The following is a 25,871-nucleotide window of genomic DNA, read 5'->3' as shown; positions in this document are numbered from 1 at the left end:
GGCGGAAGCTGCAGCCGAAGCATTCGGCGCGGTGTTGGCGGACTGGGCAGGCACGGTTTGCTCGGGCGTAGACACAAAGTCAACAACATCACATTTTGCGAGGGTATTCCTGACCGTACGGCCGGAAAGTTAGTGTGAGCTTCCTCGCCCGGTTGTGTCACCTCCCGCCACGTACTGACACTCCGGCCACAAGTGAGAACTAGAATTGGAAACTGCGCGCCCCACCACGCGGGGCGGATTCCTGTCTCAGAAGGGTTCACGGTGTCCAACTCGGCCGAAACCACCTCCAAACGTCCACTGCGCGTCGCTATTGTCGGCGCAGGACCGGCCGGCGTGTACGCCGCGGATATCCTGACCAAATCGAACGAGGTCAAGGACGGCGACGTCGAGGTCAGCATTGACCTTTTCGAGGCATACCCCGCGCCGTACGGCCTGATCCGCTATGGCGTGGCGCCGGACCACCCCCGCATCAAGGGCATTGTCAACGCGCTCCACAAGGTACTGGACCGCGGAGACATCCGCTTCCTCGGCAACGTGACGTACGGCCGCGACCTCACGCTGCATGACTTCCGCTCCTTCTACGACGCGGTGATCTTCTCTACCGGCGCCATCAAGGACGCGGACCTGAACATCCCAGGCATCGAGCTGGAGGGCTCCTTCGGCGGAGCCGACTTCGTCTCCTGGTACGACGGACACCCCGACGTTCCCCGTGAATGGCCGCTGGATGCCAAGGAAGTAGCGGTCATCGGCAACGGCAACGTCGCGCTCGACGTGGCCCGCATGCTCTCCAAGCACGCAGATGACCTCCTGGTGACCGAAATCCCGGACAACGTCTATGCCGCCCTCAAGGCCTCTCCGGTCACCGACGTCCACGTCTTCGGACGCCGCGGCCCCGCCCAGATCAAGTTCACTCCGCTCGAACTGCGCGAGCTCTCGCACTCCAACGACGTGGACATTGTGCTGTACCCGGAAGACTTCGAGTTTGACGAAGCCTCAGATGAGGCCATCCGCAGCAACAACCAGATCAAGACCATGGTCAACACGCTGACCAACTGGCTCGTCGAGGAACATGCCGAAGCCGAGCAGCCCTCGTCCCGCCGCCTGCACCTGCATTTCCTGCACAGCCCGGTGGAGATCGTTTCCGAGGACGGCTCCGGGAAAGTCTCCAGCATCAAGTTCGAGCGCATGCAGCTGGACGGCACGGGCAACGTCAAGGGCACCGGCGAGTTCGTGGACTATCCGATCCAGGCCGTCTACCGCGCCATCGGTTACCACGGTTCCCCGCTGGACGAACTTGAGTACGACGCCCGCCGCGGCGTCATTCCGAACGACGGCGGACGGGTGCTGGGCGCCGACGGCAAACCGGTACCCGGTATCTACGCCACGGGCTGGATCAAGCGCGGACCTGTCGGCCTGATCGGGCACACCAAGGGCGACGCGCTGGAGACCATCGGCTGCCTCCTGGAGGACCGCCTCACGCTGCCCCCGGCCGAAAACCCGGACCCGCAGGCCATCATTAACCTCCTGGAGGAGCGGGGCATCGAGTACACCACGTGGGAAGGCTGGAACAAGCTCGATGCGCACGAAGTAGCCCTCGGCGCCGAATGGACCGCCGAAAACCCGGACGCCGGCGTCGTACGCGAACGCATCAAGGTGGTTCCGCGCGAGGACATGATCGAGATCTCGCGCGGCTAACGGCTGATGGCTGATGGCTCGGGACAGTGCGCCTAGCGGCTTGTGACCTCCGGTCCTAAAATGAGCCATGGACGAGGGGCTCCGCTGGACTGACGCGGTCGGGCAGGCAGAACTGGTGCGGAGCGGCGCGATTTCGCCGGGCGAACTGCTCGACGCCGGCCGCGACCGTATCCGGGAAATCGATCCGGTCCTCCATTGCATCGTCGCGCACTTGGAACCTGGAGCCGAAGACCCGACCCCCGACGCGCAGTTTCCCGGGGTCCCCTTCCTGGTGAAGGACCTGTCCCTGGAGATCGCCGGAGCGCCCTTCACCGAAGGCTCCCGCTGGTTGAAGGACAACGTCTCAAGCCAGGACCAGGAGCTTGTGAGGCGGTACCGCCGAGCCGGACTTTCCATCCTCGGGAAGACAAACACCCCGGAATTCGGGCTCAGCCCGCATTGCGAGCCGGCCTTGCATGGTGCCACGCGAAACCCTTGGAACCTGGGGCTGTCCACGAGCGGCTCGAGCGGCGGGTCCGCCGCCGCCGTCGCCTCCGGAATGGTCCCCATGGCGCACGGGAACGACCTTGGCGGATCCCTGCGCTACCCGGCTGCATGGTGCGGGGTTTTCGGGTTCAAGCCGACCCGCGGTCGGGTTCCCGTGGGGCCAGAGTATGGCGACGTGGCCGGGGGCTTCGCCGTGGAACACGCGCTGACGCGGAGCGTGCGCGATTCGGCGGCACTCCTCGACGCGACGGCAGGTCCGTCGCCCGGTGATCCATACTGGGCGCCGCCCCAAGCCCGGCCCTTTTTGCCTGAAGCCGGCACTGCTCCTGGAAAGCTCCGCATCGCCGCAACCGCGACTCCCAACTCGGGACAACAGGTGCATCCGGACTACATGAGGGTCTTCGAGGAAACCGTGGAATTGCTCGCCGGGCTGGGCCTCACTGTCACAGAAGCGCACCCCGAGAGCCTCGGGCGGGCCGGGCACCGGGCAGTCAGGGCTGTCTACGGAGGCGCGATCGCGTGGATAGAGGCGTACTGGACGCAGCGGATGGGCAGGCCGCCGGAACCCGGTGAGATCGAGCCGTTCACCGCAGCCGATTTCGAGCGCTCGCGGGCCGTGACAGGCGGGCAATACCTGCTTGGCATGGAGGAATTGCAGCGCTTCAGCCGCCGTCTGGCTGGATTCTTCGAGGGATTCGACGTCTGGATGACACCCACCGTCGGCTGGCCACCGTTGCCTCTGGAAACGCTGCAAGGAACCGAGGAAGAACCATTGCGCGGGGAACGCGAAGCCGGCCGCTTCCTCATGTTCGACGGCGAGTACGCGAACATCTCGGGCAATCCGGCCATGTCGGTTCCACTCGGAGTCGACTCGACCGGCCTGCCGGTGGGCATGTCCTTCCTTGGACGCTTCGGGGACGAGGCCACGCTCTTTCGCTTGGCGGGCCAGCTTGAGAAGGCCGCGCCCTGGGCGGACCGCAAACCTGAAGCACTCGCGCGGGCACTGGCGGCACCGCACTGAAGCTGAAGCAAGACAGGAGAGAAGCAATGTTCATGGGCGTCTACCATTTCGACGGGGATCCCGCTCAACTGCTGGAAGGTCACAAGCGCATGGTGGGCCTCCTGCCACCCGGGGCCCTGAAGATCCATGTATGCCTATCCACTGAAGGTGGCATCTCGGTCTACGACACCTGTCCGGACAGGGCGACATTTGACCGCTTCAGCCGTGGCCACAGTTTCGCGGAACTCGTCGCGGAAGTCGGCCTGCCTGAACCCCGGATCGAAGCGTTGGGCGAGGTAGAGTCCTACGAATTCCACCCGGAGTGAGCGGGTACACAAAGCATCGCGTCGCAACTAGACTGGCCTGTACTGTGCTGCGTCCGGTTTTGGGAGTTCGATGAAGAATCCGATCCATCCGGCAGCTTCGGTCAATGATGTCGCCGAGCTGTTGCAGCGCCATGCCCGCGCTGGACATGAGCAAATTGATACGTTGCGCTTTGGGCTTCCCGAGGCCACGGAGCTTCCCGGTTTGCGCCGCCTGATCAAGGAATCCTGGCAGCGATCCGCGCAGCTCAAGGCGAACCCGGACCAGCCCGAGGCTCCCGTGGCCATGGATCTCGACGAGCTTGAGGAATACCGCCGGCAACACCCGCTGGCGACGATCATGCCCGTCATCCAGAAGCTCCTCATCCAGCCCAGCTACGAGAGCGGGCTGTTGGTCGCCGTGGGGGACGAGCTCGGCCGACTGCTGTGGGTGGACGGAAATCCCGCGATGCGGCGTCGCGCGGAAGGCATGATGTTCGTCGCCGGTGCAGACTGGTCCGAAGCCGCGGTCGGTACGAGTGCGCCCGGCACGGCGCTCGCCTTGGGCCGCGGCATCCAGATTTCCGGGGCCGAGCACTACAAACGCTCCGTCCACCCGTGGAGCTGCACGGCGGTGCCCTTCCACGACCCTGACTCCGGTGCCCTCCTTGGGGTCGTCGACATCACCGGCACGGAAGCCGCCGTCGCGCCCCACACGCTTTCCCTCGTGGAAGCAACCGTGGCGGCAGCGCAGGCCCAATTGCGCGTGGAAAGGCTACAGCTCGCGGCGACCAAGCGCTCAACACCAGCCCGACGCCGAAACTCGTCTTCTGCTGGTGGCTCGCCGCAGGGCACGGGCCTGTACCGGAACAGCCTCCAGCTATTGGGCAGAGACCAGGCGCTCTTGAGCATAGGAGGGCGCAGTATTCCGCTTTCCGCAAGACACAGCGAGATCCTGGCGTTGCTGGGTACTCGTCCCGAGGGGCTCAGTGCCGAGGAGCTCGCCTTGGCCCTGTATCCGGGCGATGGATTCACTGTCACCCTTCGGGCCGAAATGGTGCGTCTGCGCAAGGTACTCCACGAGATCGATCCCGCTGCGGTCCCGGAATCCCGCCCCTACCGGCTCCCGATCGACCTCGGCCAGGATGCTGCTCAGGTTCTCTCCTGCCTGCAACGGGGCGCCCACCGCATCGCGCTGGAGATCTACAAAGGCGCCGTCCTTCCGCATTCGGAAGCGCCCGGCATTGTGGAGCTCCGCGAGAAGGTCTCGGCGCTCTTGCGCGAGGCGGTCCTCAACGACGGCAGTGCCGAGGCGCTGCTCAAGTATGCGGGCCTGCCCGAGGCGAAGAACGACGTCGACGTCCGGCTTGCAGCCCTCAAGCTCCTGCCGCCGCGCTCGCCCAAGCGGGCCGCCGTCGTCGCCGAGCTTGAACGCCTGGAAAGCGAACTGTCGGCCTGACGCGGTCCCCTCGTGTGGCACTCGGGAAATACGGAGTTTCGGCCCGTATCGTAGAACCGAGCCAAACGAAAGAAGCTTCCTCCGTGTTGAACAAACGCCTCGCTGTTGCCCTGACCATTTCCGGACTCCTTGCAGGAGCCACAGCCTGCGGGGCACCTGCCCAGACAGCGCCCGCATCGGCAACGCCTTCGGCTTCGGCCGCGACGGCTGCCGCCGCCGGTTGGGAACTTGATCCAGCCGCTGGGGCACAGAGAATCAAGGCCGCAGGCCTGGATATCCTGACCGCCGAAGGCACAGCCGAGCACTATCACGCCCATGTGGACGTCCTTGTTGATGGCAAAGCCGTCACGGTCCCGGCTGAGATCGGCTTCAGTTTCGGGGCGGACGGGCAGCCCAACGGAATCTCGGCGCTTCACACCCACGACACGTCCGGCGTCATCCACATCGAAGCGCCCACGGCCGGCCTGAAGTACACGCTGGGCCAGGTGCTCAGCGAATGGGGAGTTCTCGACGGCAAGGACGCCAGCGGAGCACCGCACGGCGGGACCGGTGGATGGACCGTGTACGTGAACGGAGCAAAGCAGAGTGCGCCGGTGTCTGACGTAGTTCTCAAGGCCCACGACGAGGTAGTGCTCTCCTACGGTGCCGCACCCTCACCGGTTCCCGGTTCCTACGATTTCCCTGCGGGTCTCTAGCTTCCCCGCTACGACAGGTGAGTACCGCCCCGAAGTGATCTGAACCACAGGGTTGCAACCTGCTTGCAACCTCCCCGCTCCTACGCTGATGGCACAGCTAAGCCACCATCATGCGCAGCAAAGGAGCTACAGATGACTGTTTATGCACAGCCGGGTGCCGAGGGTTCGAAGGTCACGTTCAAGGACCGTTATGAGAACTGGATCGGCGGCGAATGGGTTGCCCCCGTCAAGGGGCAGTACTTCGAGAACATCACCCCGGTGACCGGGAAGGCATTCTGCGAAGTGGCCCGGGGCACAGCCGAGGACGTCGAGCTGGCCCTGGACGCAGCACACAAGGTGGCACCGTCGTGGGGCAAGACCTCGGCGACCGAACGCGCCGCGATCCTGAACAAGATCGCCGACCGGATCGACGAGAATACCGAGCTGCTGGCCGTCGCCGAGAGCTGGGACAACGGCAAACCGATCCGGGAAACCCTGAACGCAGACATTCCGTTGGCGGCGGACCATTTCCGCTACTTCGCCTCCGCGATCCGCGCCCAGGAAGGCCACTTGTCGCAGCTCGACGAGGACACCACGGCGTACCATTTCCGCGAGCCGCTCGGCGTCGTGGGCCAAATCATCCCGTGGAACTTCCCGATCCTCATGGCCGTGTGGAAGCTCGCCCCGGCACTGGCCGCGGGCAACGCCGTCGTGCTCAAGCCCGCGGAACAGACCCCGTCCTCGATCCTGGTCCTGATGGAACTGATCTCCGATCTGCTGCCCGCCGGCGTCGTGAACGTCGTCAACGGCTTCGGCGTCGAGGCCGGCAAGCCGCTGGCGTCCAGCCCGCGGATCCGCAAGATCGCCTTCACCGGCGAGACCACCACGGGCCGGCTGATCAGCCAGTACGCGTCCCAGAACCTGATCCCGGTGACCCTGGAGCTGGGCGGCAAGAGCCCGAATATCTTCTTCGACGACGTCGCCGCGCAGAACGATGCGTTCTATGACAAGGCCCAGGAAGGCTTCACGCTCTTCGCCTTCAACCAGGGCGAAGTCTGCACCTGCCCCTCCCGCGCCCTGGTCCAGGAAGGCATCTACGACTCCTTCATGGCCGACGCCGTGGTCCGGACCAACAAGATCATCCAAGGCAACCCGCTGGACACCGACACCCAGCTCGGTGCCCAGGCCTCCAACGACCAGCTGGAGAAGATCCTCTCCTATATCGACATCGGAAAGCAGGAAGGCGCCAAGATCCTCACCGGCGGCGCCCGCGCACAGCTCGACGGCGACCTCGCCGGCGGCTACTACGTCCAGCCGACCATCTTCGAAGGCCACAACCGGATGCGGATCTTCCAGGAGGAGATCTTCGGCCCCGTGGTGTCCGTGACGAAGTTCAGCGACTACGACGACGCCATCGGCATCGCCAACGACACCCTCTACGGACTCGGCGCCGGCGTCTGGTCCCGCAACGGCAACGTCGCTTACCGGGCAGGCCGGGAAATCCAAGCCGGCCGTGTCTGGGTCAACAACTACCACGCCTACCCGGCCGGCGCCGCGTTCGGCGGCTACAAGTCCTCCGGCATCGGACGCGAGAACCACGCCATGATGCTGGACCACTACCAGCAGACCAAGAACCTCCTGGTCAGCTACAACGAGAACAAGCTCGGCTTCTTCTAAGCCGCACTTGATCCGGCAGGGAGTGTTCAGCACAGATCACTCCCTGCCGAACCACCCTGGCCACCCCTCAGGAAAGAAGTACCCGCACCGCACATCTAGTTTTAACGACGCAAGGATTTCGCCAATGACGACGACAATGCAAGCAGCCGTAGTAACAGAATTCGGAAAAGACCTCCAGATCCAATCCCTTCCCCTTCCCTCGCCTGGTCGAGGAGAAGCGTTGGTTAAGGTCATCACCAGCGGCGTGTGCCACACGGACCTGCACGCCGCCGAGGGGGACTGGCCGGTCAAGCCCTCGCCGCCGTTCGTGCCCGGCCACGAAGGCGTGGGTGAAGTGGTTGCCCTCGGCGAGGGCGTCACCGACCTCGCCGTCGGAGACCTCGTGGGCAACGCCTGGCTTTGGTCCGCCTGTGGCGACTGCCAGTTCTGCCGGACCGGCTGGGAAACGCTGTGCGAAGCCCAGAAGAACGCCGGTTACAGCGTCGACGGCTCCTTCGGGGAGTACATGCTGGTGGACAGCCGGTTCGCCGCGAGGATTCCGGCAGGTTCGGACCCTGTGGAAGTTGCCCCGGTGCTGTGCGCGGGAGTCACGGTCTACAAGGGATTGAAAATGACGGAGGCCAAGCCCGGCCAGTGGGTCACCATTTCCGGCATCGGCGGCCTGGGCCACATCGCCGTCCAGTACGCGGTGGCCATGGGCCTGCGGGTTGCCGCAGTGGACATCGCCGACGACAAGCTCGCCCTCGCCAAGAAGCACGGCGCCGAGCTCACGGTCAACGCGCTGCACGAAGATCCGGCGGAAGTCATCCAGCGGGAAACCGGAGGCTGCCACGGCGTCCTGGTCACGGCGGTGCACCCTTCAGCGTTCGGGCAGGCGATCGGCATGGCTCGCCGTGGCGGGACCATCGTCTTCAACGGACTCCCGCCGGGAGACTTCCCCGCGCCGATCTTCGAGATTGTGCTCAAGGGCCTGACCGTTCGTGGCTCGATCGTGGGAACGCGCCAGGACCTGGAGGAAGCGCTGGACTTTTACGCGCAGGGCAAGATCCACCCGACCGTGTCCACGAGGGAGCTGTCCGAGGTGAACGCGGTCCTTGACGAAATGAAGCACGCCAAGATCGACGGCCGCGTGGTGCTGAGGTTCTAATGCCCCACAACAGGCTTGACGCCGCAGTGACGCTGCCCGGGGAAGACTTTTCCCGGGTGGCGCTCACCGCCGTTTCCATCGAACTGCTCCGAAAGTTGTGGGAGCAGCACGGTCCGCTCATGTTCCACCAGTCAGGTGGTTGCTGCGACGGTTCCTCACCCATGTGTTACCCCGCCGGCGAATTCATCACCGGCGATTCGGACGTTCTCCTCGGACTTTTCGACATCGGCGAGCCCGAAAGGCCGCAGCCCTTGGAGTTCTGGATGTCCCGGGAGCAGTTCAATTACTGGTCCCACACCCATCTGACGGTGGACGTAGTGGACGGCCGCGGGAGTGGCTTCTCGGTGGAATCGCCCGAGGGGAAACGCTTCCTGATCCGTTCCACGTTGATGGATTGGAACGTCCCCAAGCTCTGAAGATAGGCGGAGCTTGCGTCTCACGATTTGGGACAAATGTGGGGGTCCATTGGCTGGACACTACTCTTGATGAGTCTGTTTCTACCGCCTCATCAAGATTGTGGACTCTTCTATGAACCTCTTCCGGACCAAATCGATCGAGCAGTCCATTGCGGACGCCGATGAGCCCGGACGCAAGCTCAAGCGTTCCCTCAGCACCTGGGATCTGATGATCATGGGCGTTGCCGTTGCAGTCGGCGCCGGGATCTTCTCAGTCGGGGCCAAGGCGGCTGCGAACTTTGCCGGCCCCGCCGTGACGATCTCCTTCGCCGTCGCGGCCGTCACGTGTGCCTTGGCCATCATGTGCTACGCCGAATTCGCTACTGCGATCCCGGTCGCTGGGTCCGCCTACGTCTTCACCTACGCCACCATGGGTGAAGTCCTCGCCTGGATCATTGGTTGGAACCTCATCCTTGAACTGTTTACCGCTGCTGCCGTGATCGCCAAGTACTGGGGCATCTACTTGAGCAAAGTGTTTGCGCTCATGGGCGTGGATATGCCGCCGGCCTTGAACATCGCCGGTGTGGATCTCTATTGGGGCGCTTTCCTGATTGTCGCGATCTTCACGGTGCTCCTGGTGCTCGGCACCAAGCTGTCCGCCCGCGTGGGCAACGTCTTCACGCTGATCAAGATCGCCGTGGTGCTGTTCGTGATTGTTGTCGGCTTCACTTACGTGAAGTTCTCCAACTACACTCCCTTCGTCCCGGCATCGCAGCCCACCGGAGGCGCCGACGGGGCGGATGTCATGAAACAGTCCCTCTTCGGCTTCCTCACTGGTGCGGTCCCGGCGCAATACGGAACGCTGGGCATCTTTGCCGGCGCAGCCTTGGTGTTCTTTGCCTTCATCGGCTTCGACGTTGTCGCCACTTCCGCGGAAGAGGTCAAGAACCCGCAGAAAACCCTGCCCCGGGGAATCTTCGGCGGCCTGGCGGTCGTGACGTTGCTCTACATCCTGGTCTCCCTCGCCCTGACCGGCATGGTGTCCTATACACAGCTGGCGCAAGCGAAGAACCCCACCCTGACCACGGCCTTCGAAGCGGTCGGAAACACCGACGCGGCCAAGGTCATTGCCTTTGGCTCCCTGATCGGTTTGACCACTGTCATCATGGTGCTGCTCATGGGCTTGGCCCGCGTGGTCCTCGCAATGAGCCGCGATGGTCTGCTTCCCCGCGCGCTGTCCAAGACGAGCGACAAGCGTTCGACGCCGGTCCGCCTCCAGATCATCTGCGGCGCGGCCGTGGCAATCGTCGCCGGTCTGACCAACGTGGATCTTCTCGAAGAAATGATCAACATCGGTACCCTCTCGGCCTTCGTCATGGTGAGCCTGGGCATCCTGGTATTGCGCAAGAAGCGCCCGGATCTGAAGCCTGCTTTCCGGGTTCCGTTCGGCAAGGTGCTTCCCGTGGTCTCGGCAGTGCTGTGCGTCTACCTGATGACAAACCTGGCCGTGGAGACCTGGATCTTCTTCGCCATCTGGCTGGTAATCGGACTTGCCATCTACTTTGCCTACGGGCAGCGCCACTCCCGACTGAACGAGAAGTTCGCTTCCGCTAAGGCTGCGGTGTCCGGGAAGGCCGCTGTTTCCGACAAGAGCGGCGACGACGAAGACAGCCTCAGCAGGGTCTAAGCAGCGGTGGATTCACTGCTCCCGACGGACCCAAGGCAACATCCCCAACGATTACGGTGCCGCGTGCTCGTTGACCCACTCCACGAGCGGGCGCAATACCTCCCAACGCTTGGCGATTTCTTCCTTGGCTGAGGGCTGGGACATCCATTCCGGTTCGCCGAGGGTCATCCCGGCAGACAGCGACTTGTGCTTCAGGAGCTCGGCCCGGGGATGGTCTTTGTCGAAACCACGAGGCACGGTCTTGAGCTTCTCGCCTTCCACCGCGAAACCTGCTGCGGCGATGGAATCGACGATTTTCTGCAGTTCCTCCCCGCTGGCCGGCGAATCCGTGGCGGCGCGGAACCGGGCGATCTGCTCTGGGGTGCGCGAATGGCATCCGCCGCCGAGCAACAGGCCGTCTGCACTGAGCTGGAGGTAGAACCCCACACCCTCCTTGTCCGCCGCAAACGCTCCCTGTGCCGTCTTGTAGGGGGACTTGTCCTGGGAGAAGCGGATATCCCGGTTCGGACGGAAAACCTTGCCCGGCCCGAATCGCGGCTCAAGCTCCTCCAGCAACAGCGTCAATGGCTCCTTCACGGCGGAGTCGTAGATGTCTTTGTGCGCCAACCACCATTCGCGGTTGTTGTTCTCTTCAAGTTCGGCATAGAAGGCAATGGCCTCTGCGGGGATCCCGGTGAATGTGCTCATGTAAGGATCCTATGGATCACAATGCCGAGCTAGCCAGAGACATTCTCGGCTATGTGGAAAACCCGCCGCGTAACGGTAATCAGGCCCGCCATCCATGGGCATAAAAAGCAACCCCGCCGCGGAGATTCCGCAGCGGGGTTGCTTCGTTTGTTGACTTTGTTACAGCTTGTTGGCTGCCTCTGAAGCCGACTCGCCTTCGCCTGCGCCGAGGTTGGCGCGCAACTTGGCACCGAGTTCAGCATCGACGTTGGTCCAGTACTGGATGGCGCGTTCCTTGATGCCGGGGCTCTTGACGCCGCCCACAGCGCCCGTGATGGTCTCCAGCAGGCGGGCCTTGGCGCCGTCGTCGTAGACCTCGCGGTACAGGGCGCCAGCCTGGACGAAGTCGCCGTCCTCAGCGTGCAGGGAGTGCGCGGAGAGCGTCAGCTCGCCGTCGTTCTCCCAGCCGCCGGCCGGGTTCTGCGGCTCAACGGCAGCCGGGCCACCCACGGAGTTCGGTGCGTAGACCGGAACCGAAGGAGCGTTGAACAGGTAACGTCCCACGCCGTCCTGGCTGTAGTTGTTGACCTGGTTCTTCGGCTGGTTCACCGGGATCTGGGCGTGGTTGGTGCCCACACGGTAACGGTGTGCGTCAGCGTAGGAGAAGATGCGGGCCTGCAGCATCTTGTCCGGGGAGGCAGCGATACCCGGAACGAAGTTCGACGGCGCGAAGGTGGCCTGCTCGATCTGCGCGAAATAGTTCTCCGGGTTCTTGTTGAGCTCCATGGTGCCGACGTGGATCAGCGGGTAGTCCGAGTGCGGCCACACCTTGGTGAGGTCGAACGGGTTGAAACGGTAGGTCTTGGCGTCCTCGTAAGGCATGACCTGGACGTGCAGTTCCCAGGACGGGAAGTTGCCGGCGGCAATGTTCTCCTGGAGGTCGCGGATGTAGAAGTCCGCGTCCGAACCGGCCAGTTCTTCAGCCTGGTCGCCCGTGATGGTCTTGACGCCCTGGTTGGACTTGAAGTGGTACTTGACCCAGAAGCGCTCGCCTTCGGCGTTGATCCACTGGTACGTGTGCGAGCCGTAGCCCTGCATTTCGCGCCAGGAAGCCGGCAGGCCGCGGTCGCCCATGAGCCAGGTGACCTGGTGTGCGGACTCGGGGGAGAGGGTCCAGAAGTCCCACTGCATGTCGGCGTCGCGCAGGTGGGTGCCCGGAAGGCGCTTCTGGGAGTGGATGAAGTCGGGGAACTTGATGCCGTCGCGGATGAAGAACACCGGGGTGTTGTTGCCGACGAGGTCGTAGTTGCCCTCGGAAGTGTAGAACTTGACGGCGAAGCCGCGGGGGTCGCGCCACGTGTCAGGGGAGCCGTTCTCGCCTGCAACGGAGGAGAAACGGATGAGCATGTCCGTCTCGACACCGTGCTGGAACAGGGCAGCCTTGGTGTACTTGGAAACGTCCGAGGACGTCTTGAAGGTACCGAAAGCGCCGCCACCCTTGGCGTGGACAACACGCTCCGGGACGCGCTCGCGGTTGAACTGGGCGAGCTTTTCCACCAAGTAGTGGTCGGTCAGGATGATGGCACCATCGGCACCAACGGACTGGGAATGCGCGTCCGAGGTGACGGGGGCGCCCGACTGGGTGGTCGAGATGTTCGCGGTCATCGTTCTCCTATTTCGTGGTTACTTGCGTTTGAGTAGGAAGCTGTTGTTTGGCCTGGCAGTCCTGGCAGATGCCTTGGTACAGGACGTCTGCGATCTGGATGGTCATGGGTTTGGAGTGCTCATCCCAGTGCGGGGTGAGGCAGGGGGCATGGCCTACCGCGCAGTCGACATCCTCCACCCGCCCGCAACTGATGCAGACGGCGTGGTGGTGGTTGTCTCCCACCCGCGTCTCGTACAGCGCGGGAGAGTGGGGCGGTTCGAAGCGTCGCAGCATCTTCAGGTCCGTAAGGTCGCTCAGCACCACATAAACAGACTGCGCTGTCAGTTCGGGAAGATCCTTGCGCGCGGCAGCCAGGATGCCTTCGGCCGGGGAATGTGGATTGTGCTGAACAGCCGCGAGGACCGCCAAGCGCTGTTTGGTCACGCGGCGTCCGTGGGAATGCAGGGCGGAAGCCCACGCTTCCTGGTCTGCCGTGTGATCTGCCATACGCCCATTGAAGCACTTATTATGATTACTTCACAATAAGGTGAGGCTAACTTCGGATGAACCCGCCGACGGCGGCCGGGACTCGGGCGCGGGACAGAGCCACGCGGCCCGACGGCGGCCCACACCGCAGCGGCGAACCCCGCCCCACGCAGCGCTCCGGGAGGGCGGACGCGTTGGTGGGTAGGGTTGGACGGTGGCAAAACTCCTGGCTGACATGACCCCGCTTCGCGAAAGCCCCGCATTCCGCCGCCTGTGGCTGGGGTCTTCGGTATCGATGGTCGGATCCCAGCTGACCCTGGTTGCCGTGAGCCTCGAGGTCTACAGCATCACCCAACAGAGCCTCTTCGTGGGCCTGCTCAGCATCTTTGCCCTGGTTCCGCTGGTGATCGCCGGTTTGTTTGGCGGGGCCCTTTCCGATGCCTATGACCGGCGGAAAGTCGCCATTGTTGCGTCCCTCGTTTTATGGGCCTGCAGCGTGGCCTTGGCACTCCAGGCGTGGTTCCAGCTGAACAATGTCTGGATACTGTTCCTCCTCGTCGCGATCCAGAGCGGCGCGCAAGGGATCAACGCGCCGGCACGCAGCGCCATCATTCCCTTGCTGGTCCGCAAGGAACTGCTGCCCGCCGCCAACGCGTTGAGCATGCTCAACATGGGTATTTCGATGACGGCGGGCCCCCTGCTGGCCGGCGTTCTGGTCGCTTCGAGCGGTTTTGGCTGGACCTACACGATCGATGCCCTGAGCTTCGCCTTCGCGCTGTGGAGCCTTTTCAAGCTCCCGGCCCTTCCCGCGGCAGCGAACGCGTCGGCACCCGGCCTGCGCTCCGTCGTCGAGGGCTTCCGTTTCCTGGGCACCCGGCCGAACCTCCGCATGACCTTCATCATCGACCTCATAGCGATGATCTGCGCCCAGCCGCGTGCCCTCATGCCCGCCATCGGAGCCACGATGATCGGAGGCGGCGACACTACTGTTGGGGTGCTGCTCGCCTCGGTGGCTGTCGGCGCGTTCCTGGCGGGGTTGTTCTCCGGACCGTTGGGGAGGGTACGGCGCCAAGGGAGTGCGGTGGTCTGGTCCGTGGCCGGATGGGGCTTTTCGATCGCGGCTTTCGGCCTGGTGGTTGTCCTTGCCGGGGACGTCGGGCGCGACGGGGTCACGCTGTGGATCATCCCGGCGGCGATGTGTTGTGCCCTTGCCGGAATCTCGGACTCGGTCAGCGCGGTCTTCCGCACCACCATCCTGCAATCGGCCACTCCGGACCACATGCGGGGACGGTTGCAAGGTGTGTTCATTGTGGTGGTTTCAGGTGGTCCCCGAGTGGGGGACATGCTCGCCGGTGGCGTCACCAAGGTTCTCAGCGAGGGCTGGGTGCTGCTCCTTGGCGGCGTGCTGTGCGCAGTGCTGGCGTGGCTCGTGGCGCGCGGGCAGCGCGGATTCCTCCAGTACGATTCGCTCCACCCGGTGCCCTAGCCCAGTGTCAGCCCCGCGCCCAAGTAGCTGACAGTTGTTGTCGTTATCACGGCCCAGAACGACAACAAATGCGAGCTAGTTGGGCGGAACGTCTGGGCCGCCGTCGGCGTTAATCGGATCAGAACCAAAAGCCGTACTGCAAGAAAGTAGTGAAGTGCATAATCATCACAATGGCCTGAAGACCACAGCGCTATTCGGTGTGCTCTGGGCGGTGCTGCTGGGACTCGGTGCCTTGATCGGGGCGAGCACGCGCAGCGCCGGACCCATCTGGATCATGGCCCTGATCGGCGTCGCCACAACGGCCTACGGATATTGGAACAGCGACAAGATCGCCATCCGCTCCATGGCCGCGTACCCGGTTTCGGAAGAGCAGGCTCCGCAGCTGTACCAGATCGTCCGGGAACTCTCCGTGCGCGCGAACCAACCCATGCCGCGGATCTACATTTCTCCGACCATGACCCCCAATGCCTTCGCCACGGGACGCAATCCGAAGAACGCCGCCGTGTGCTGCACCGCGGGCATCCTGAACTTGCTCGACGCGCGCGAACTCCGCGGCGTCCTCGGGCATGAACTCATGCACGTCTACAACCGCGACATCCTCACCTCGTCCATCGCGGCCGCCGTCGCCGGCGTCATAACTTCGGTGGGCCAGATGCTGCTGTTCTTCGGCGGCGGGGACCGGCGGAACGCCAACCCGTTTGCCATGATCGCCATGGCGCTACTTGCACCGTTTGCCGCTTCCTTGATCCAGCTCGCCATTTCCCGCACGAGGGAGTACGACGCCGACCACGACGGCGCGGAACTCACCGGCGATCCGCTGGCGCTCGCCTCAGCCCTCCGCAGGATCGAAGCGGGCGTGAAGCAAGTGCCGCTGCCACAGGATCAGCGCCTCGTGAATACTTCGCACCTCATGATTGCCAACCCGTTCCGAGGCGGTGCCATGACCAAGCTGTTCGCCACCCACCCGCCCATGCGTGAGCGCATCGAGCGGCTCGAACGGATGGCCGGACGGCCGCTTTCCTAGCCAGCGGTCCCGTAAGTCACCGAGTGCCGGTGCCGCGTCCGACGACGGGCGGCTTCATGCGAACAAGCCCTCACCAATGAAGCCGCCCGCCTTTATGCCCGGAGGCACTGCGAACAGGCCCGAGCCCGTGTGCTTGAGGTACTCCAGGGCCAGCTTGTCGCTCTTCGCCATGGCCATCTGCATGGGCACGTAATGCGTCCGCGGGTCCCTGACGAAGGCGATGAAGAACAGGCCCGCGTCGAGGTGGCCGAGTCCGTCCGAACCATCGGTGTAGTTGTATCCGCGGCGAAGCATCTTCACACCGTTGTTCTGGTCCGCGTGCGCCAGACGGACGTGGGAATCGATCGGAATCAACGGCTCCCCGTCGCGGCCCTTGATCCCGAAGTCCGGCGCCGTGAATTCCTCTCCTCCGGACAATGGCGCTCCGGCACCCTTCGTGCGGCCGATCAGCCCTTCCTGTTCGCGGAACGAGGTCCGGTCCCAGATCTCGATATGCATCCGAATCCGCCGGGCCACAAGGTAGCTGCCTCCCGCCATCCACGCTTCACCCGGGTGGGTTCCGGCGGTGGCCCAGACATGCTCGTTGAGGAGTGCAGGTTCTTCGGCCTTCAGGTTGGCTGTGCCGTCCTTGAACCCGAAAAGGTTGCGGGTTGTCGTCTGGGCCCTGGACGTGGAGGAGGTCCGGCCGAAGCCCAGCTGGGACCAACGGACGCGCACCTTGCCGAAGCCGATACGCGCGAGGTTCCGGATCGCATGTACGGCGACCTGGGGATCGTCCGCGCACGCCTGGACCACAATGTCCCCGCCCGTGCGTTCGGGCTGCAAGGCGTCGCCAGGGAAATGCGGCAGGTCGATCAGGGCATCGGGTCTGCGGCCCTCCAGTCCGAAGCGGGGCTTGCCGTCCGTTTCGAAGAGGCCCGGTCCGAAGCCGAACGTCAACGTCAGCTTGCCGGCCGCCAGATCGAGGGCTTCCCCGGTGTCTTCCGGCGGCGCATCGTAGGGGCCGTCGACGGCGCCGGTCGCGCCGGTCGTGCGGCCGGCGGTCATGGCTTCGGCCGCAGCGGTCCAGGCTTTCAGGAGCTGGATTAATGCCGCGCGGTCCTCGATGGTGACGTCGAAGGCGGCCATGTGGAGGCGGTCCTGGGCGGGAGTGATGATGCCGGCTTGGCGTTCGCCATAGAAAGGAACCACGCTGCTCCCGGTACCTGCCGGGGCGGCCACTGCGGCCACGGCGTCATGGCTGAGGTATCCGGCGGCAAGGCCTGCCGCGGCACCGACGCCGCCTACGCCCGCGAGGGAGAACAGTCCCCGACGGGACAGGCCGCGCTGCGGAGGACCGGCAAGCGCACCGGCCCTCCCGCCGTCGGACGCTCGGGTGCCAGAAGCGGTTGCCGGCCCGACGGCGGCAGCCTCCGTCCCGTCGTCGGGCACCTCAATGGGCTCGTGGTTGAAAGGGCAGCCGCTCACAGGACCACGGCTGAGGTGAGCTTGGACAACGGCTCTCCGAGGGCGTCGACCAGCGCGGCGAGCTGCTGGACCTCGGCCGGGCTGAGTTCGTTGTAGTACGCGAAGCCGTCACCCTTGGCGTGCTTCTTGAGCTCGGTCTGCAGGGCAGCGAACTTCTCGTCGAGGCTCGTGGCGAGGGCAGCGTCCTTCTGCGCAAGCGCGGACTTGAGGTTTTCGAACGCGATCCGGGCGCCGTCGACGTTGGCCTGGAAGTCCCAGAGGTCGGTGTGGGACCAGATCTCTTCCTCGCCGGTGACCTTGCCGCGCGCGACCTCGTCCAGGAGTTCCTTGGCCCCGTTGCCGAGCTTGTCCGCGGAGAGCACCACAGTGCGCGTGCGCTTGCCGAGCTCCTCGGTATCGGCGACGAGCTGCGTGGCGATCCTGGCTCGCTCGGCGGCCGTCAGTGCCGTGTAGCCTGCCGGCGGGAACAGGTCCTTCTCCGCGCGATGCCATCCGGTCCATTCCTGGCCGGGCTCAAGGTCGGCTTCGCGGGCATCGAGCTTGGGATCGAGGTCGCCGAAGGATTCCGCGACGGGCTCGATCCGCTCCCAGTGCATGCGGGTCGCGGCGTACAGTTCGCGGGCCTTTGCTGCGTCGCCTGCAGCGTAGGCATCGGCGAAGGCCTTGGTGCCGGTCACGAGCTGCTCGGTCTGGTCCTTGACGTAGGCCGTGTATTGCTGGACGCCGGTGTCCACGAGCTTCTGGAAATCGGCATCGACTCCGGTCTTGCTTCCGGAATCCGTGACTTCGAAGGTCGCACGGATACCGTCGCCCTGCATGCCAGGCTTGCACGCGGTGGTGTACTTGCCGGCAGGGGCTGTGATCACCAGGTTGCGGGTCAGGCCGGGACCGATGTTTTCCACTTCGCCGACGATCCGCAAGCCGTCCTCCGCGAGGAGGTAGAACTCGGTGATTTCCGTGCCTTCGTTTTTGACCGCGAAGCTCAGGTTGCCGCTGGGGACGCTCCCGGTAGAAACCTTGCACTCGGTCTTGGTACTGGTCACCTGTATCGGTCCGGCGGAAGCGCTGGGGCCGGGCGTCTTGGTGTTGTCCGTGCAGCCGGTGAGTACCAGCGGAACAGCGGCGGCCGCGGCGACGATGGAAAAAGCTGTCCGACGGCGGGAGGTCATCTTAGGCAGCGTTATTTTGGGCAGGGGAGTGCCAGGCATGGGGTTTTCCTTCTGTTGTGGAGTGCGAGAAGCGTCTAGGCTGCTTTGGCGGCCTGGGAAGCGGCGGCGTTGCCGGAAGATTTCGCGGGAGTGGAACCGTTGGCGCGGATGTAGAAGTAGAGCACCGGGATCACGTAGAGCAACCAGGCCCCGGCTTCGAGCCAAGTGGTGGCCGGGGACAGGTTGAGGGTGCCCTTCAGCAGGGTGCCGTACCAGGACGACGGCGGGATGGCCGCGGAGACGTCGAACGCGAGGGTGTGGAGCCCTGGCAGGATTCCGGCTTCCTGGAGGTCATGGATGCCATAGGCGAGCACGCCGCCCGCGATCACGATGAGGCCGACTCCGGTCCAGGTGAAGAACCGCGAGAGGTTGACCTTGAGGACGCCGCGATGCAGCAGGTATCCGAGCCCGCCAGCGACGGCCAGGCCGAGCAGCGCGCCTAGCAGCGGCTGCGACGATTCCCCGGCGGCCTGGGCAGCAGCCCAAAGGAACAGCGCGGTCTCGAGTCCTTCGCGGCCCACCGCGAGTGCCGCCACCACCACGAGGCCCCACGCGGCGCCGTCGGCCATCTTGTCCACTTGCGACTTCAGCTCGCCGCCGAGGCTGCGGGCGGTGCGCGCCATCCAGAAGACCATCCAGGTGACGAGCCCGACGGCGGCAACGGACAATCCGCCCCCGATCGCCTCTTGCGCGGCGAAGGTCAGTCCCTGCGGACCGAAGGTGAGCAAGGCGCCGAAGCCGATGGATACGGCCACGGCGATGCCGACGCCGGCCCACAGCCGGGGGAGCAGCGAGCGGCGTCCGGTCTTGACCAGGTAGGCCATGAGCAGGACCACAACGAGGGTGGCTTCAAGGCCCTCGCGCAGGCCGATCAGGAAGTTCGCGGTCATGTGGAATCTTTCGTTAGGGGAGCCACACTTAGGCTCGCCTAAGGAAGTACAGTACCCGCTGGAAGGGATTACGCAAAAGAAGGGTGTCGTAATTATTTTGACTGCTTGTCAGGCGTTGCAGTCTTTTGATTCGCGCGGATCGGTGCCGCCGCGGAATCCCGGCATCTTCGCCGGACCTCGACTCCAAAAAGTTGCGTTGCGTGACGCGCCTGTCTCCGTTAAAGACGACGACGGCGCGTTGCCCGCTCAGGGGGCAACGCGCCGTCGTCGTACTTCCGGATGGCGGCCTGGGCCGCAGCGAAGTCTTAGCTGCGGAAGTTCACGAACTGGAGATCGACCTCTTCGAACTTCTTCAGGATGTTCATGGTCTCCTGGAGGTCATCGCGGGACTTCGAGGTGACGCGGAGTTCGTCGCCCTGGATCTGGGACTTGACGGACTTCGGGGCTTCATCGCGTATGATCTTGTTGATCTTCTTCGCGATGTCCTGGGCAATGCCCTCCTTGATGGAGCATTCCAGGCGGAATTCCTTGCCGGAGGGGTAGGGCTCGCCCTGGTCGAGGGACTTGAGGGAGATGCCGCGCTTGATGAGCTTGGACTGGAAGACGTCCAGGACAGCGAGGATGCGGTCCTCGGAGTTGGCCTTCATGAGGATCTTTTCGCCGCTGAAGTCGATCTCCGCGCCGACGCCCTTGAAGTCGTATCGCTGTGAGATTTCCTTCTGGGACTGGTGGAGCGCGTTGGCGACTTCCTGCTTGTCTACCTTGCTGACGACGTCGAATGTGGATTCGCCTGCCATGACTCTCCTTTGGTTGATGCGTTGCGGCCCGGAAACGGGCGGCTTTGTCTGCCAACCAGCCTAATACGGAAGCGCCCGGCGTGTGCCGGGCGTTCACAGTTCGCTCACAGCACACACATGGCAGGAACTGAGACTGCCCGGACAGAGTTGTAACAGTTTGAAGATCCCATCCTGAAAGGGAGCACCATGAGCAACCAGGCCGTCCGTTACGTCACCAAGTCAGCCGCTGCCGCCGCCGGTTCAATCGGAGCCGCCGCCGCCACCGCCGCAACCGCGGTTGCAGCCGCGGCGCTCGCAGCGTCCGTGGTCCTGAGTCCGGTTCCTGATGCGGCATCGCGGATGGATGGTGTCCACTCGGACTTGTTGCGGGCCGTGCAGCTCAACCAGATCACGCTGGAGCAAGCAGCCAGTTTCGAGGCCAAGTTGGCTGGCCGGATATTTGGTGGGGCCTGAGATTTTCGCCTGTTTTGAGGCTTCGGCGCCTCGATTCGATTCTTCGGCAGAAGTTCTGTAAGGTTGTCTTGCTCGCGCTTACCGGATCGGAAACGAAACGATGATCGGGAGTGACTTCTTTTGAAGTTCGGCAGATTACCCGAGCGGCCAAAGGGGGCTGACTGTAAATCAGCTGGCAACGCCTACGGGGGTTCGAATCCCTCATCTGCCACAATGTGGTGAGTCGAGACATCCTTCATGGATGAGTCGGGTCATCGGTAACACCCCGGTCTTCGGACCGGGGTGTTTTTCTTTGTCTGGGTTGGTAGCCGCGGGCGGGGTCGATGGTGAGTTCGCGGATGATCTCTCCGGTGGCCGTGTCGCTGATCGTGACGTCCGTGTCGTGGATGAGCATCAGGACGTGTTTGCCGGCGTAGGCCCGCCCGATGCCGATGTGGCGGAGCCGTCCGGCGTGGCGGAGGGTGAGTTTCCCGAACCGGTCGACGCGGTCGATGCGGCGGCGCCAGTGGTCTCCTTGTTTCGCTCCGGACGGTGCTGCTTTGGGGGTCGCGGTGTAGGCCTCGTGCGGTGTTCTGCGGTTCAGGGCCCGGTGGGGGCGTTCGTGGTTGTAGATGTGGCGGAACTTGTCCAGTTGTTCGTACAGGTCCGCCAGGGTGTGGGCGCGGGGCTGGCCGGTGAGCCATTTCTTCAGGGTCTGATGGAAGCGTTCGATCTTTCCCTGGGTCTGCGGGTGGCTGGGTGAGCCGTTTTTCTGGGTGATGCCCAGGGCGTGGAGCTGGTGTTCGAAGGCGTTGCGCCCCCCTTTTCCGCCGGCCAGGCGGGTGGTGTAGACCATGCCGTTATCGGTCAGGGTCCAGGCCGGCAACCCGTGTTCCGCGGCGGCGGCCAGGAAGGTGGACACCACCGCAGTGACGGTGACGGGCGTGAACGCGGCGCAGGCGAGCAGGTAGCAGGAGTGGTCATCGAGGAAGTTCAAAATCTCGGTATCGGTCCCGTCGGCCAGGGCCCAGTGGGTGAAGTCGGACTGCCAGGTTTCGTTGGGCTGGTGCGCCTCGAAGCGGTGCAGGGAGGACTTCGGGCGTTTCTTCGGCTCCGGGGCGATCAGGCCCGCGGTGTGCAGGATCCGGCGGATCGTGGAGATCGACGGCGCGTGTAGTCCTTCACGTCCAAGGTGCCAGGCGATCGTCACGGGCCCGGCGTCCAGGCCGGCAGCGTCCAGTTCCCGCCGCAGGGCCTGGACCCGGCCGGTGACAGCGTCGGTGGTTCGGCGCGGGTTGCTCAGCGGGCGTTTGGACCGGGGCTCGACGGCGTCGATGCCCCCTTCGGCTTCGCGCCTGAGGAGTTCATGGACCCAGCGGCGGCTGACTCCATAGCGGCGGGCCGCATCCGCGACGCTCAGGCCCTGGTCACGGACTGCAAGGACGATCACTTTCTGCTTCGACATGAAACATGCTCGCCGCGCCCGGGGCGTGAACGATGTCCCGACTCACCGGTGAAGCGTCAACCGGGAACGATGACCCGACTCATGTGTGAACTATGTCGTGAAACTACACACCTCATCTGCCACAAAATTAAATCCCCGGAACCACATGGTTCCGGGGATTTTTTTGTTTGTCCGTGTTTTCTTGGCGGGGCCGTTCGACGCGCGCGGGCCGTTCGACGCGGAAAATTCTCTGCGCGGCGCGGATGGACTCTCGACGCCCGAATTCCGGTGTCGCCAGGGATTTGGCGCGTCGACAGCGGAAGAAGCCCGGTTTAGCTCGCGCTGCCCGGCTCCAGCCAGTATCCGTCCTGATGGTGGACGAGTTGCCGGCCCAGGCCTCCGGACAACTGGATCCAGAGCGTGCTGCGATCCTCGGTCATGCCGTCCAAGGTGCCCACGATCCTGTTGCCGCGGGTGTCCTGCAGCACCAGTTCCTGGTGGAGCGGCAGTTCCGGCCACACCTCTGCGTGTGCCCTGATGGTTTGGGTGGTGCTCACGGGATCTCCTTGGTGCCTTCTGCAATTTGTTTTCAGACATTCTTCCCGTGGCACGTGAACCGGCGGTAAACGACATGCCATGTAGCGACACACAAAACGAAGCTGTCCCGAAATGTTACTGCGGAGTAACATGGCGGTTATGCATTTGCTTCTGCGAACCCTCTTGATCCTGTTCACCTCGTCCAGGCGGAGCAGGCTCAGCGTTTGGGGTACGTCCTCGTTGCCCATGCGCGTACTGCCCACGGACATCGACATTGCAATGCACGTAAACAACGGCATGTACTTCTCGCTGATGGATCTTGGACGCTTCGACCTTATGGTGCGTGCAGGGATCTGGCAGAAGATGCGCCGCCGGGGCTGGAGCCCTGTGGCTGCAGGGGAGACCATCGCATTCCGGAAGTCGTTGCAGCTTTGGCAGCAATACACCATCGAGTCCAAGATCATCGGGCTTGATTCCAAAGCGATCTACTTCGAACAACGCATGGTGGTGGACGGCGAGATCTACGCCCGCGCGCACATCGCCACCCGGCTTGTCGCCAAGGGCCGGCCCGTGAGCCAGGAGGAAATCCTGGCCGAGTTCGGCGAGCCGCCCGCAGACCTCGAGCTTCCCGAATGGATCCACGAGTGGCGCGAGAACAACGCGCTCCCCGGCTCCCGCAAGGCCGCCCCGCACCTCTGGCACTAGCCGAAGGTGCCGGACTGAGCCAACTTGGCCACCCGCCGTCGTGCTTTATTCCCGGTTTGCCGGGTAGCGAACAGAGGCGACTTAGGCGGCGCGGTCGCGTACCGTGGAAGCATGGCTACAGTTGACATCACCGGGGAGCAGTTCGCATCGACCATCGAGGGCAACGACATTGTCCTGGTGGATTTCTGGGCTGCGTGGTGCGGCCCTTGCAGGCAGTTTGCCCCCACATACCAGGCCGCTTCCGAGAAGCACGACGATGTCTTCTTCGCCAAAGTGGACACCGAGGCCGAGCAGCAGCTCGCCGCCGAAGCCGGGATCTCCTCGATCCCCACGCTCATGGCGTTCCGCGAAAAGGTCCTCGTGTTCTCCCAGCCGGGCGCGCTGAACGGACCCCAGCTGGAGCAGGTCATCGAGGCCGTCAAGGGGCTCGATATGGATGAGGTCCACGCGCACATCGCAAAGCAGCGCGCAGAAAACTCCTAGAGGAAACTCCTAGAGGCGCTCGAGCATCACAGGCTCCGCCAGCAGTGCGCTGAGGGATTCGTTGAGGTCCTGGACAGCGATGCCCTTGGAGTGGATGTCGAGGTGTTCCTCGGAGGCCCACTGCTCGGTCAGGACCAGCTTGTCCTCGTTGGCTTCGGTGAGCTCGTAGCGGATGCAGCCGGGCTCGTTCACCACTTCGTCGATCGCGATTTCCAGCGCGAGCTTGACGCGGAAGAATTCGCCGTCGTTGGGAATGAACGTGGCCTGTAGGTCAATGGGTGCACTCATGGGATTCACATTACCGGCTGGCCCGGCAAGGCCCTGAAATATTTTGTAGGACTTCCAAGCAAAAGTCTTCTCTTGGCCCCGCGGAGTTGGTAGCGTGCGTTCATGCTTTCCTACACAGCCGGGGACACTGACGTCCCGCTGCTTGAAGAGACCATCGGCGCCAACTTTGAACGCGTCGCGGCGCGGTTTCCGTTGCGGGATGCGCTCATCGAAGCCGCCGTGGTGCCCGGCGATGAGGCCCGTCGCTGGAGCTACGAAAAACTGAACGACGACGTCGACCGGCTCGCGCGTGCGCTGCTCGCCATGGGCGTCGCCAAGGGCGACAGGGTGGGCATCTGGAGCCCGAACTGCGCCGAATGGACCATCCTGCAATATGCCACAGCGAAGGCCGGCGCGATCCTGGTCAACGTCAATCCGGCGTACCGCAGCCACGAACTCGAATTCGTGGTCCGCCAGAACGGCATGCGGATGCTGGTGGCCGCTCCATCGGACAAGAACAGCGACTATGTGGGCATGGCCCGGGCGGCCTTGGCCAGCTGTCCCGAGCTTCGGGAGCTGGTCTTCCTTCCCGATCTGGGACTGGACATGCTCAACGCGGGCGAACCGCAAACAGACGCTGAGCTGACGTACGCCGAACTGCTCAAGCGGGCGGACGACGTCGCCCCTTCAGCGCTCAAGGCTCGCATGGCGGAACTGGACCCGCACGATCCCATCAATCTGCAATACACCTCGGGGACCACCGGCTTCCCGAAGGGTGCCACGCTGACCCACCACAATATCCTCAACAACGGCAACCAGATTGGCAGGCTGCTCGGATATACGGAACGCGACCGGGTGGTCCTTCCGGTGCCGTTCTACCACTGCTTCGGCATGGTCATCGGGAACCTGAATGCCCTGAGCTACGGTGCGGCCGCCATCATCCCGGGGCGCGGATTCACCCCCGCCGCCGCCTTGGAAGCCGTGCAGGATTTTGGCGGGACCTCCCTGTACGGGGTTCCCACGATGTTCATCGCCGAGTTGGCTTTGCCCGATTTCGCCTCCTACGATCTCTCCACGCTGCGTACCGGCGTCATGGCAGGCTCCCTGTGCCCTATTGAGGTCATGGAGCGTGTCATCTCCGAGATGAACATGCGGGACGTAGCCATTTGCTACGGGATGACCGAGACTTCGCCCGTGTCTACCATGACCCTCGCGGCGGACACCCTGGAGCAGAGGACCACGACGGTAGGGCGCACGATGCCCCGGCTCGAGTCCAAGATCGTGGATCCAGGCACTGGCGAAACCCTGGAACGCGGCGGGATCGGCGAGTTGTGCACGCGGGGTTACGCCGTGATGGCAGGGTACTGGGGCCAGCCCGAGAAGACGGCTGAGGCTATCGACGACGACGGCTGGATGCACACCGGCGACCTCGCCCGGATGGACTCGGACGGCTTCATCGTGATCGAAGGCCGCATGAAGGACATGGTCATCCGCGGCGGCGAGAACGTCTATCCCCGCGAAATCGAGGAGTTCCTGTACAGGCATCCCGCCGTCCAGGATGTCCAGGTCATCGGGGTTCCGGATGCCAAATACGGCGAAGAGCTGATGGCCTGCATCATCCTCAAGCCGGGAGCAGCTTTGGACTTGGCCGGGGTGCAGGAGTTCTGCCGCGGCAAACTGGCCCACTACAAGATCCCGCGCTACGTGGACATCCGGGAGAGCTTCCCCATGACGGTGTCCGGCAAGGTGCGCAAGATCGACATGCGCGAAGAAGCGATCGCCCGCCTCGGACTCTAATGCCAACGCGGGGTC

General features: G+C 63.9%; 25 protein-coding genes and 1 tRNA gene. 16 read left to right on the top strand and 10 right to left on the bottom strand.

Annotation, left to right across the window (positions count from 1 at the left end; all coding sequences use genetic code 11):
- Nucleotides 1-261: 261 nt before the first annotated feature.
- The 9 genes from ACSKT0_RS19260 (at nt 262) to ACSKT0_RS19220 (ending at nt 10,522) form a co-directional block, all read left to right on the top strand.
- Nucleotides 262-1,695, top strand: a complete 1,434-nt coding sequence (locus ACSKT0_RS19260) for an FAD-dependent oxidoreductase (RefSeq protein WP_437771139.1) — start codon at nt 262-264, stop codon at nt 1,693-1,695.
- A 67-nt stretch (nt 1,696-1,762) separates the two neighbouring features.
- Entirely contained in the window at nt 1,763-3,202 is a 1,440-nt protein-coding gene (locus tag ACSKT0_RS19255) for an amidase (RefSeq protein ID WP_437771138.1), read from the top strand.
- A 26-nt stretch (nt 3,203-3,228) separates the two neighbouring features.
- On the top strand, nt 3,229-3,507 hold the full coding sequence (locus ACSKT0_RS19250; protein ID WP_366176300.1) for a hypothetical protein: 279 nt from the start codon (nt 3,229-3,231) through the stop codon (nt 3,505-3,507).
- 70 nt (nt 3,508-3,577) lie between these two features.
- Entirely contained in the window at nt 3,578-4,942 is a 1,365-nt protein-coding gene (locus ACSKT0_RS19245) for a GAF domain-containing protein (RefSeq protein ID WP_437771137.1), read from the top strand.
- 83 nt (nt 4,943-5,025) lie between these two features.
- On the top strand, nt 5,026-5,637 hold the full coding sequence (locus ACSKT0_RS19240) for a hypothetical protein (RefSeq protein WP_437771136.1): 612 nt from the start codon (nt 5,026-5,028) through the stop codon (nt 5,635-5,637).
- A 132-nt stretch (nt 5,638-5,769) separates the two neighbouring features.
- Entirely contained in the window at nt 5,770-7,293 is a 1,524-nt protein-coding gene (gene exaC, locus ACSKT0_RS19235) for an acetaldehyde dehydrogenase ExaC (RefSeq protein ID WP_437771135.1), read from the top strand.
- A 124-nt stretch (nt 7,294-7,417) separates the two neighbouring features.
- On the top strand, nt 7,418-8,440 hold the full coding sequence (adhP, locus tag ACSKT0_RS19230) for an alcohol dehydrogenase AdhP (RefSeq protein ID WP_437771134.1): 1,023 nt from the start codon (nt 7,418-7,420) through the stop codon (nt 8,438-8,440).
- Nucleotides 8,440-8,856 carry a DUF779 domain-containing protein gene (locus ACSKT0_RS19225; RefSeq protein ID WP_437771133.1) on the top strand — a complete coding sequence of 139 codons (417 nt, stop codon included), beginning with the start codon at nt 8,440-8,442 and terminating at the stop codon, nt 8,854-8,856. Before adhP ends, ACSKT0_RS19225 begins: the two co-directional genes overlap by 1 nt.
- 112 nt (nt 8,857-8,968) lie before the next feature.
- Nucleotides 8,969-10,522 (top strand): amino acid permease, encoded by a 1,554-nt coding sequence (locus tag ACSKT0_RS19220; protein ID WP_437771132.1) that lies wholly within the window; start codon nt 8,969-8,971, stop codon nt 10,520-10,522.
- A gap of 51 nt (nt 10,523-10,573) precedes the next feature.
- Here ACSKT0_RS19220 and ACSKT0_RS19215 read toward each other — a convergent pair whose 3' ends face one another.
- The 3 genes from ACSKT0_RS19215 to ACSKT0_RS19205 all read right to left on the bottom strand — a co-directional run bounded on the left by ACSKT0_RS19215 (nt 10,574) and on the right by ACSKT0_RS19205 (nt 13,340).
- Nucleotides 10,574-11,209 carry a DUF2461 domain-containing protein gene (locus ACSKT0_RS19215; RefSeq protein WP_437771131.1) on the bottom strand — a complete coding sequence of 212 codons (636 nt, stop codon included), beginning with the start codon at nt 11,207-11,209 and terminating at the stop codon, nt 10,574-10,576.
- Between the two features lie 159 nt (nt 11,210-11,368).
- On the bottom strand, nt 11,369-12,853 hold the full coding sequence (locus tag ACSKT0_RS19210; protein WP_437771130.1) for a catalase: 1,485 nt from the start codon (nt 12,851-12,853) through the stop codon (nt 11,369-11,371).
- Between the two features lie 7 nt (nt 12,854-12,860).
- Entirely contained in the window at nt 12,861-13,340 is a 480-nt protein-coding gene (locus ACSKT0_RS19205) for a Fur family transcriptional regulator (RefSeq protein ID WP_437771129.1), read from the bottom strand.
- Nucleotides 13,341-13,533: 193 nt separating this feature from the next.
- Between ACSKT0_RS19205 and ACSKT0_RS19200 the strand changes: the two genes are divergently transcribed.
- Nucleotides 13,534-14,805, top strand: a complete 1,272-nt coding sequence (locus ACSKT0_RS19200) for an MFS transporter (RefSeq protein WP_437771128.1) — start codon at nt 13,534-13,536, stop codon at nt 14,803-14,805.
- 154 nt (nt 14,806-14,959) lie between these two features.
- Nucleotides 14,960-15,829: a zinc metalloprotease HtpX gene (gene htpX / locus ACSKT0_RS19195; RefSeq protein ID WP_437771127.1), complete on the top strand. Its 870-nt coding sequence runs from the start codon at nt 14,960-14,962 to the stop codon at nt 15,827-15,829.
- A gap of 54 nt (nt 15,830-15,883) precedes the next feature.
- On the opposite strand, the gene efeB is transcribed toward htpX, so the two are convergent.
- The 4 genes from efeB to ACSKT0_RS19175 form a co-directional block, all read right to left on the bottom strand.
- Nucleotides 15,884-17,296, bottom strand: coding sequence for an iron uptake transporter deferrochelatase/peroxidase subunit (gene efeB / locus ACSKT0_RS19190; RefSeq protein WP_437771126.1), 1,413 nt, complete (start codon nt 17,294-17,296; stop codon nt 15,884-15,886).
- Entirely contained in the window at nt 17,293-18,504 is a 1,212-nt protein-coding gene (gene efeO, locus ACSKT0_RS19185) for an iron uptake system protein EfeO (RefSeq protein WP_437771125.1), read from the bottom strand. The genes efeB and efeO overlap by 4 nt, the downstream gene beginning before the upstream one ends.
- A 35-nt stretch (nt 18,505-18,539) precedes the next feature.
- Nucleotides 18,540-19,394, bottom strand: coding sequence for an iron uptake transporter permease EfeU (gene efeU, locus ACSKT0_RS19180; protein ID WP_437771124.1), 855 nt, complete (start codon nt 19,392-19,394; stop codon nt 18,540-18,542).
- A gap of 305 nt (nt 19,395-19,699) precedes the next feature.
- Nucleotides 19,700-20,191, bottom strand: a complete 492-nt coding sequence (locus ACSKT0_RS19175; protein WP_234748976.1) for a YajQ family cyclic di-GMP-binding protein — start codon at nt 20,189-20,191, stop codon at nt 19,700-19,702.
- Nucleotides 20,192-20,377: 186 nt separating this feature from the next.
- Here ACSKT0_RS19175 and ACSKT0_RS19170 point away from each other — a divergent pair, with 186 nt between their 5' ends.
- Together ACSKT0_RS19170 and ACSKT0_RS19165 are read left to right on the top strand one after the other, a co-directional pair.
- Nucleotides 20,378-20,644, top strand: a complete 267-nt coding sequence (locus tag ACSKT0_RS19170; RefSeq protein ID WP_437771123.1) for a hypothetical protein — start codon at nt 20,378-20,380, stop codon at nt 20,642-20,644.
- A 129-nt stretch (nt 20,645-20,773) separates the two neighbouring features.
- Nucleotides 20,774-20,855 (top strand) — tRNA-Tyr (locus ACSKT0_RS19165).
- A gap of 24 nt (nt 20,856-20,879) precedes the next feature.
- On the opposite strand, the gene ACSKT0_RS19160 is transcribed toward ACSKT0_RS19165, so the two are convergent.
- Entirely contained in the window at nt 20,880-22,088 is a 1,209-nt protein-coding gene (locus ACSKT0_RS19160) for an IS481 family transposase (RefSeq protein ID WP_437771122.1), read from the bottom strand.
- A 311-nt stretch (nt 22,089-22,399) separates the two neighbouring features.
- The gene (locus tag ACSKT0_RS19155; RefSeq protein ID WP_332602775.1) at nt 22,400-22,624 is read right to left on the bottom strand and encodes a hypothetical protein; all 225 of its coding nucleotides are present in this window, start codon (nt 22,622-22,624) and stop codon (nt 22,400-22,402) included.
- Nucleotides 22,625-22,763: 139 nt separating this feature from the next.
- Here ACSKT0_RS19155 and ACSKT0_RS19150 point away from each other — a divergent pair, with 139 nt between their 5' ends.
- Together ACSKT0_RS19150 and ACSKT0_RS19145 are read left to right on the top strand one after the other, a co-directional pair.
- A complete protein-coding gene (locus ACSKT0_RS19150; RefSeq protein ID WP_437771121.1) occupies nt 22,764-23,309 on the top strand; it encodes an acyl-CoA thioesterase in 546 nt (181 codons plus the stop codon).
- 111 nt (nt 23,310-23,420) lie between these two features.
- Entirely contained in the window at nt 23,421-23,792 is a 372-nt protein-coding gene (locus ACSKT0_RS19145; RefSeq protein ID WP_059387274.1) for a thioredoxin family protein, read from the top strand.
- Between the two features lie 9 nt (nt 23,793-23,801).
- On the opposite strand, the gene ACSKT0_RS19140 is transcribed toward ACSKT0_RS19145, so the two are convergent.
- Nucleotides 23,802-24,080 carry a putative quinol monooxygenase gene (locus ACSKT0_RS19140; protein ID WP_437771120.1) on the bottom strand — a complete coding sequence of 93 codons (279 nt, stop codon included), beginning with the start codon at nt 24,078-24,080 and terminating at the stop codon, nt 23,802-23,804.
- Between the two features lie 102 nt (nt 24,081-24,182).
- On the opposite strand from ACSKT0_RS19140, the gene ACSKT0_RS19135 reads away from it, so the two are divergent.
- Nucleotides 24,183-25,856 carry an AMP-binding protein gene (locus tag ACSKT0_RS19135; protein ID WP_437771119.1) on the top strand — a complete coding sequence of 558 codons (1,674 nt, stop codon included), beginning with the start codon at nt 24,183-24,185 and terminating at the stop codon, nt 25,854-25,856.
- Nucleotides 25,857-25,871: the final 15 nt, after the last annotated feature.

It is taken from the genome of Arthrobacter sp. KNU40, assembly GCF_051515115.1.
Classification (GTDB): Bacteria; Actinomycetota; Actinomycetes; order Actinomycetales; family Micrococcaceae; genus Arthrobacter.
This window is presented reverse-complemented; position numbering and strand designations above follow the sequence as displayed.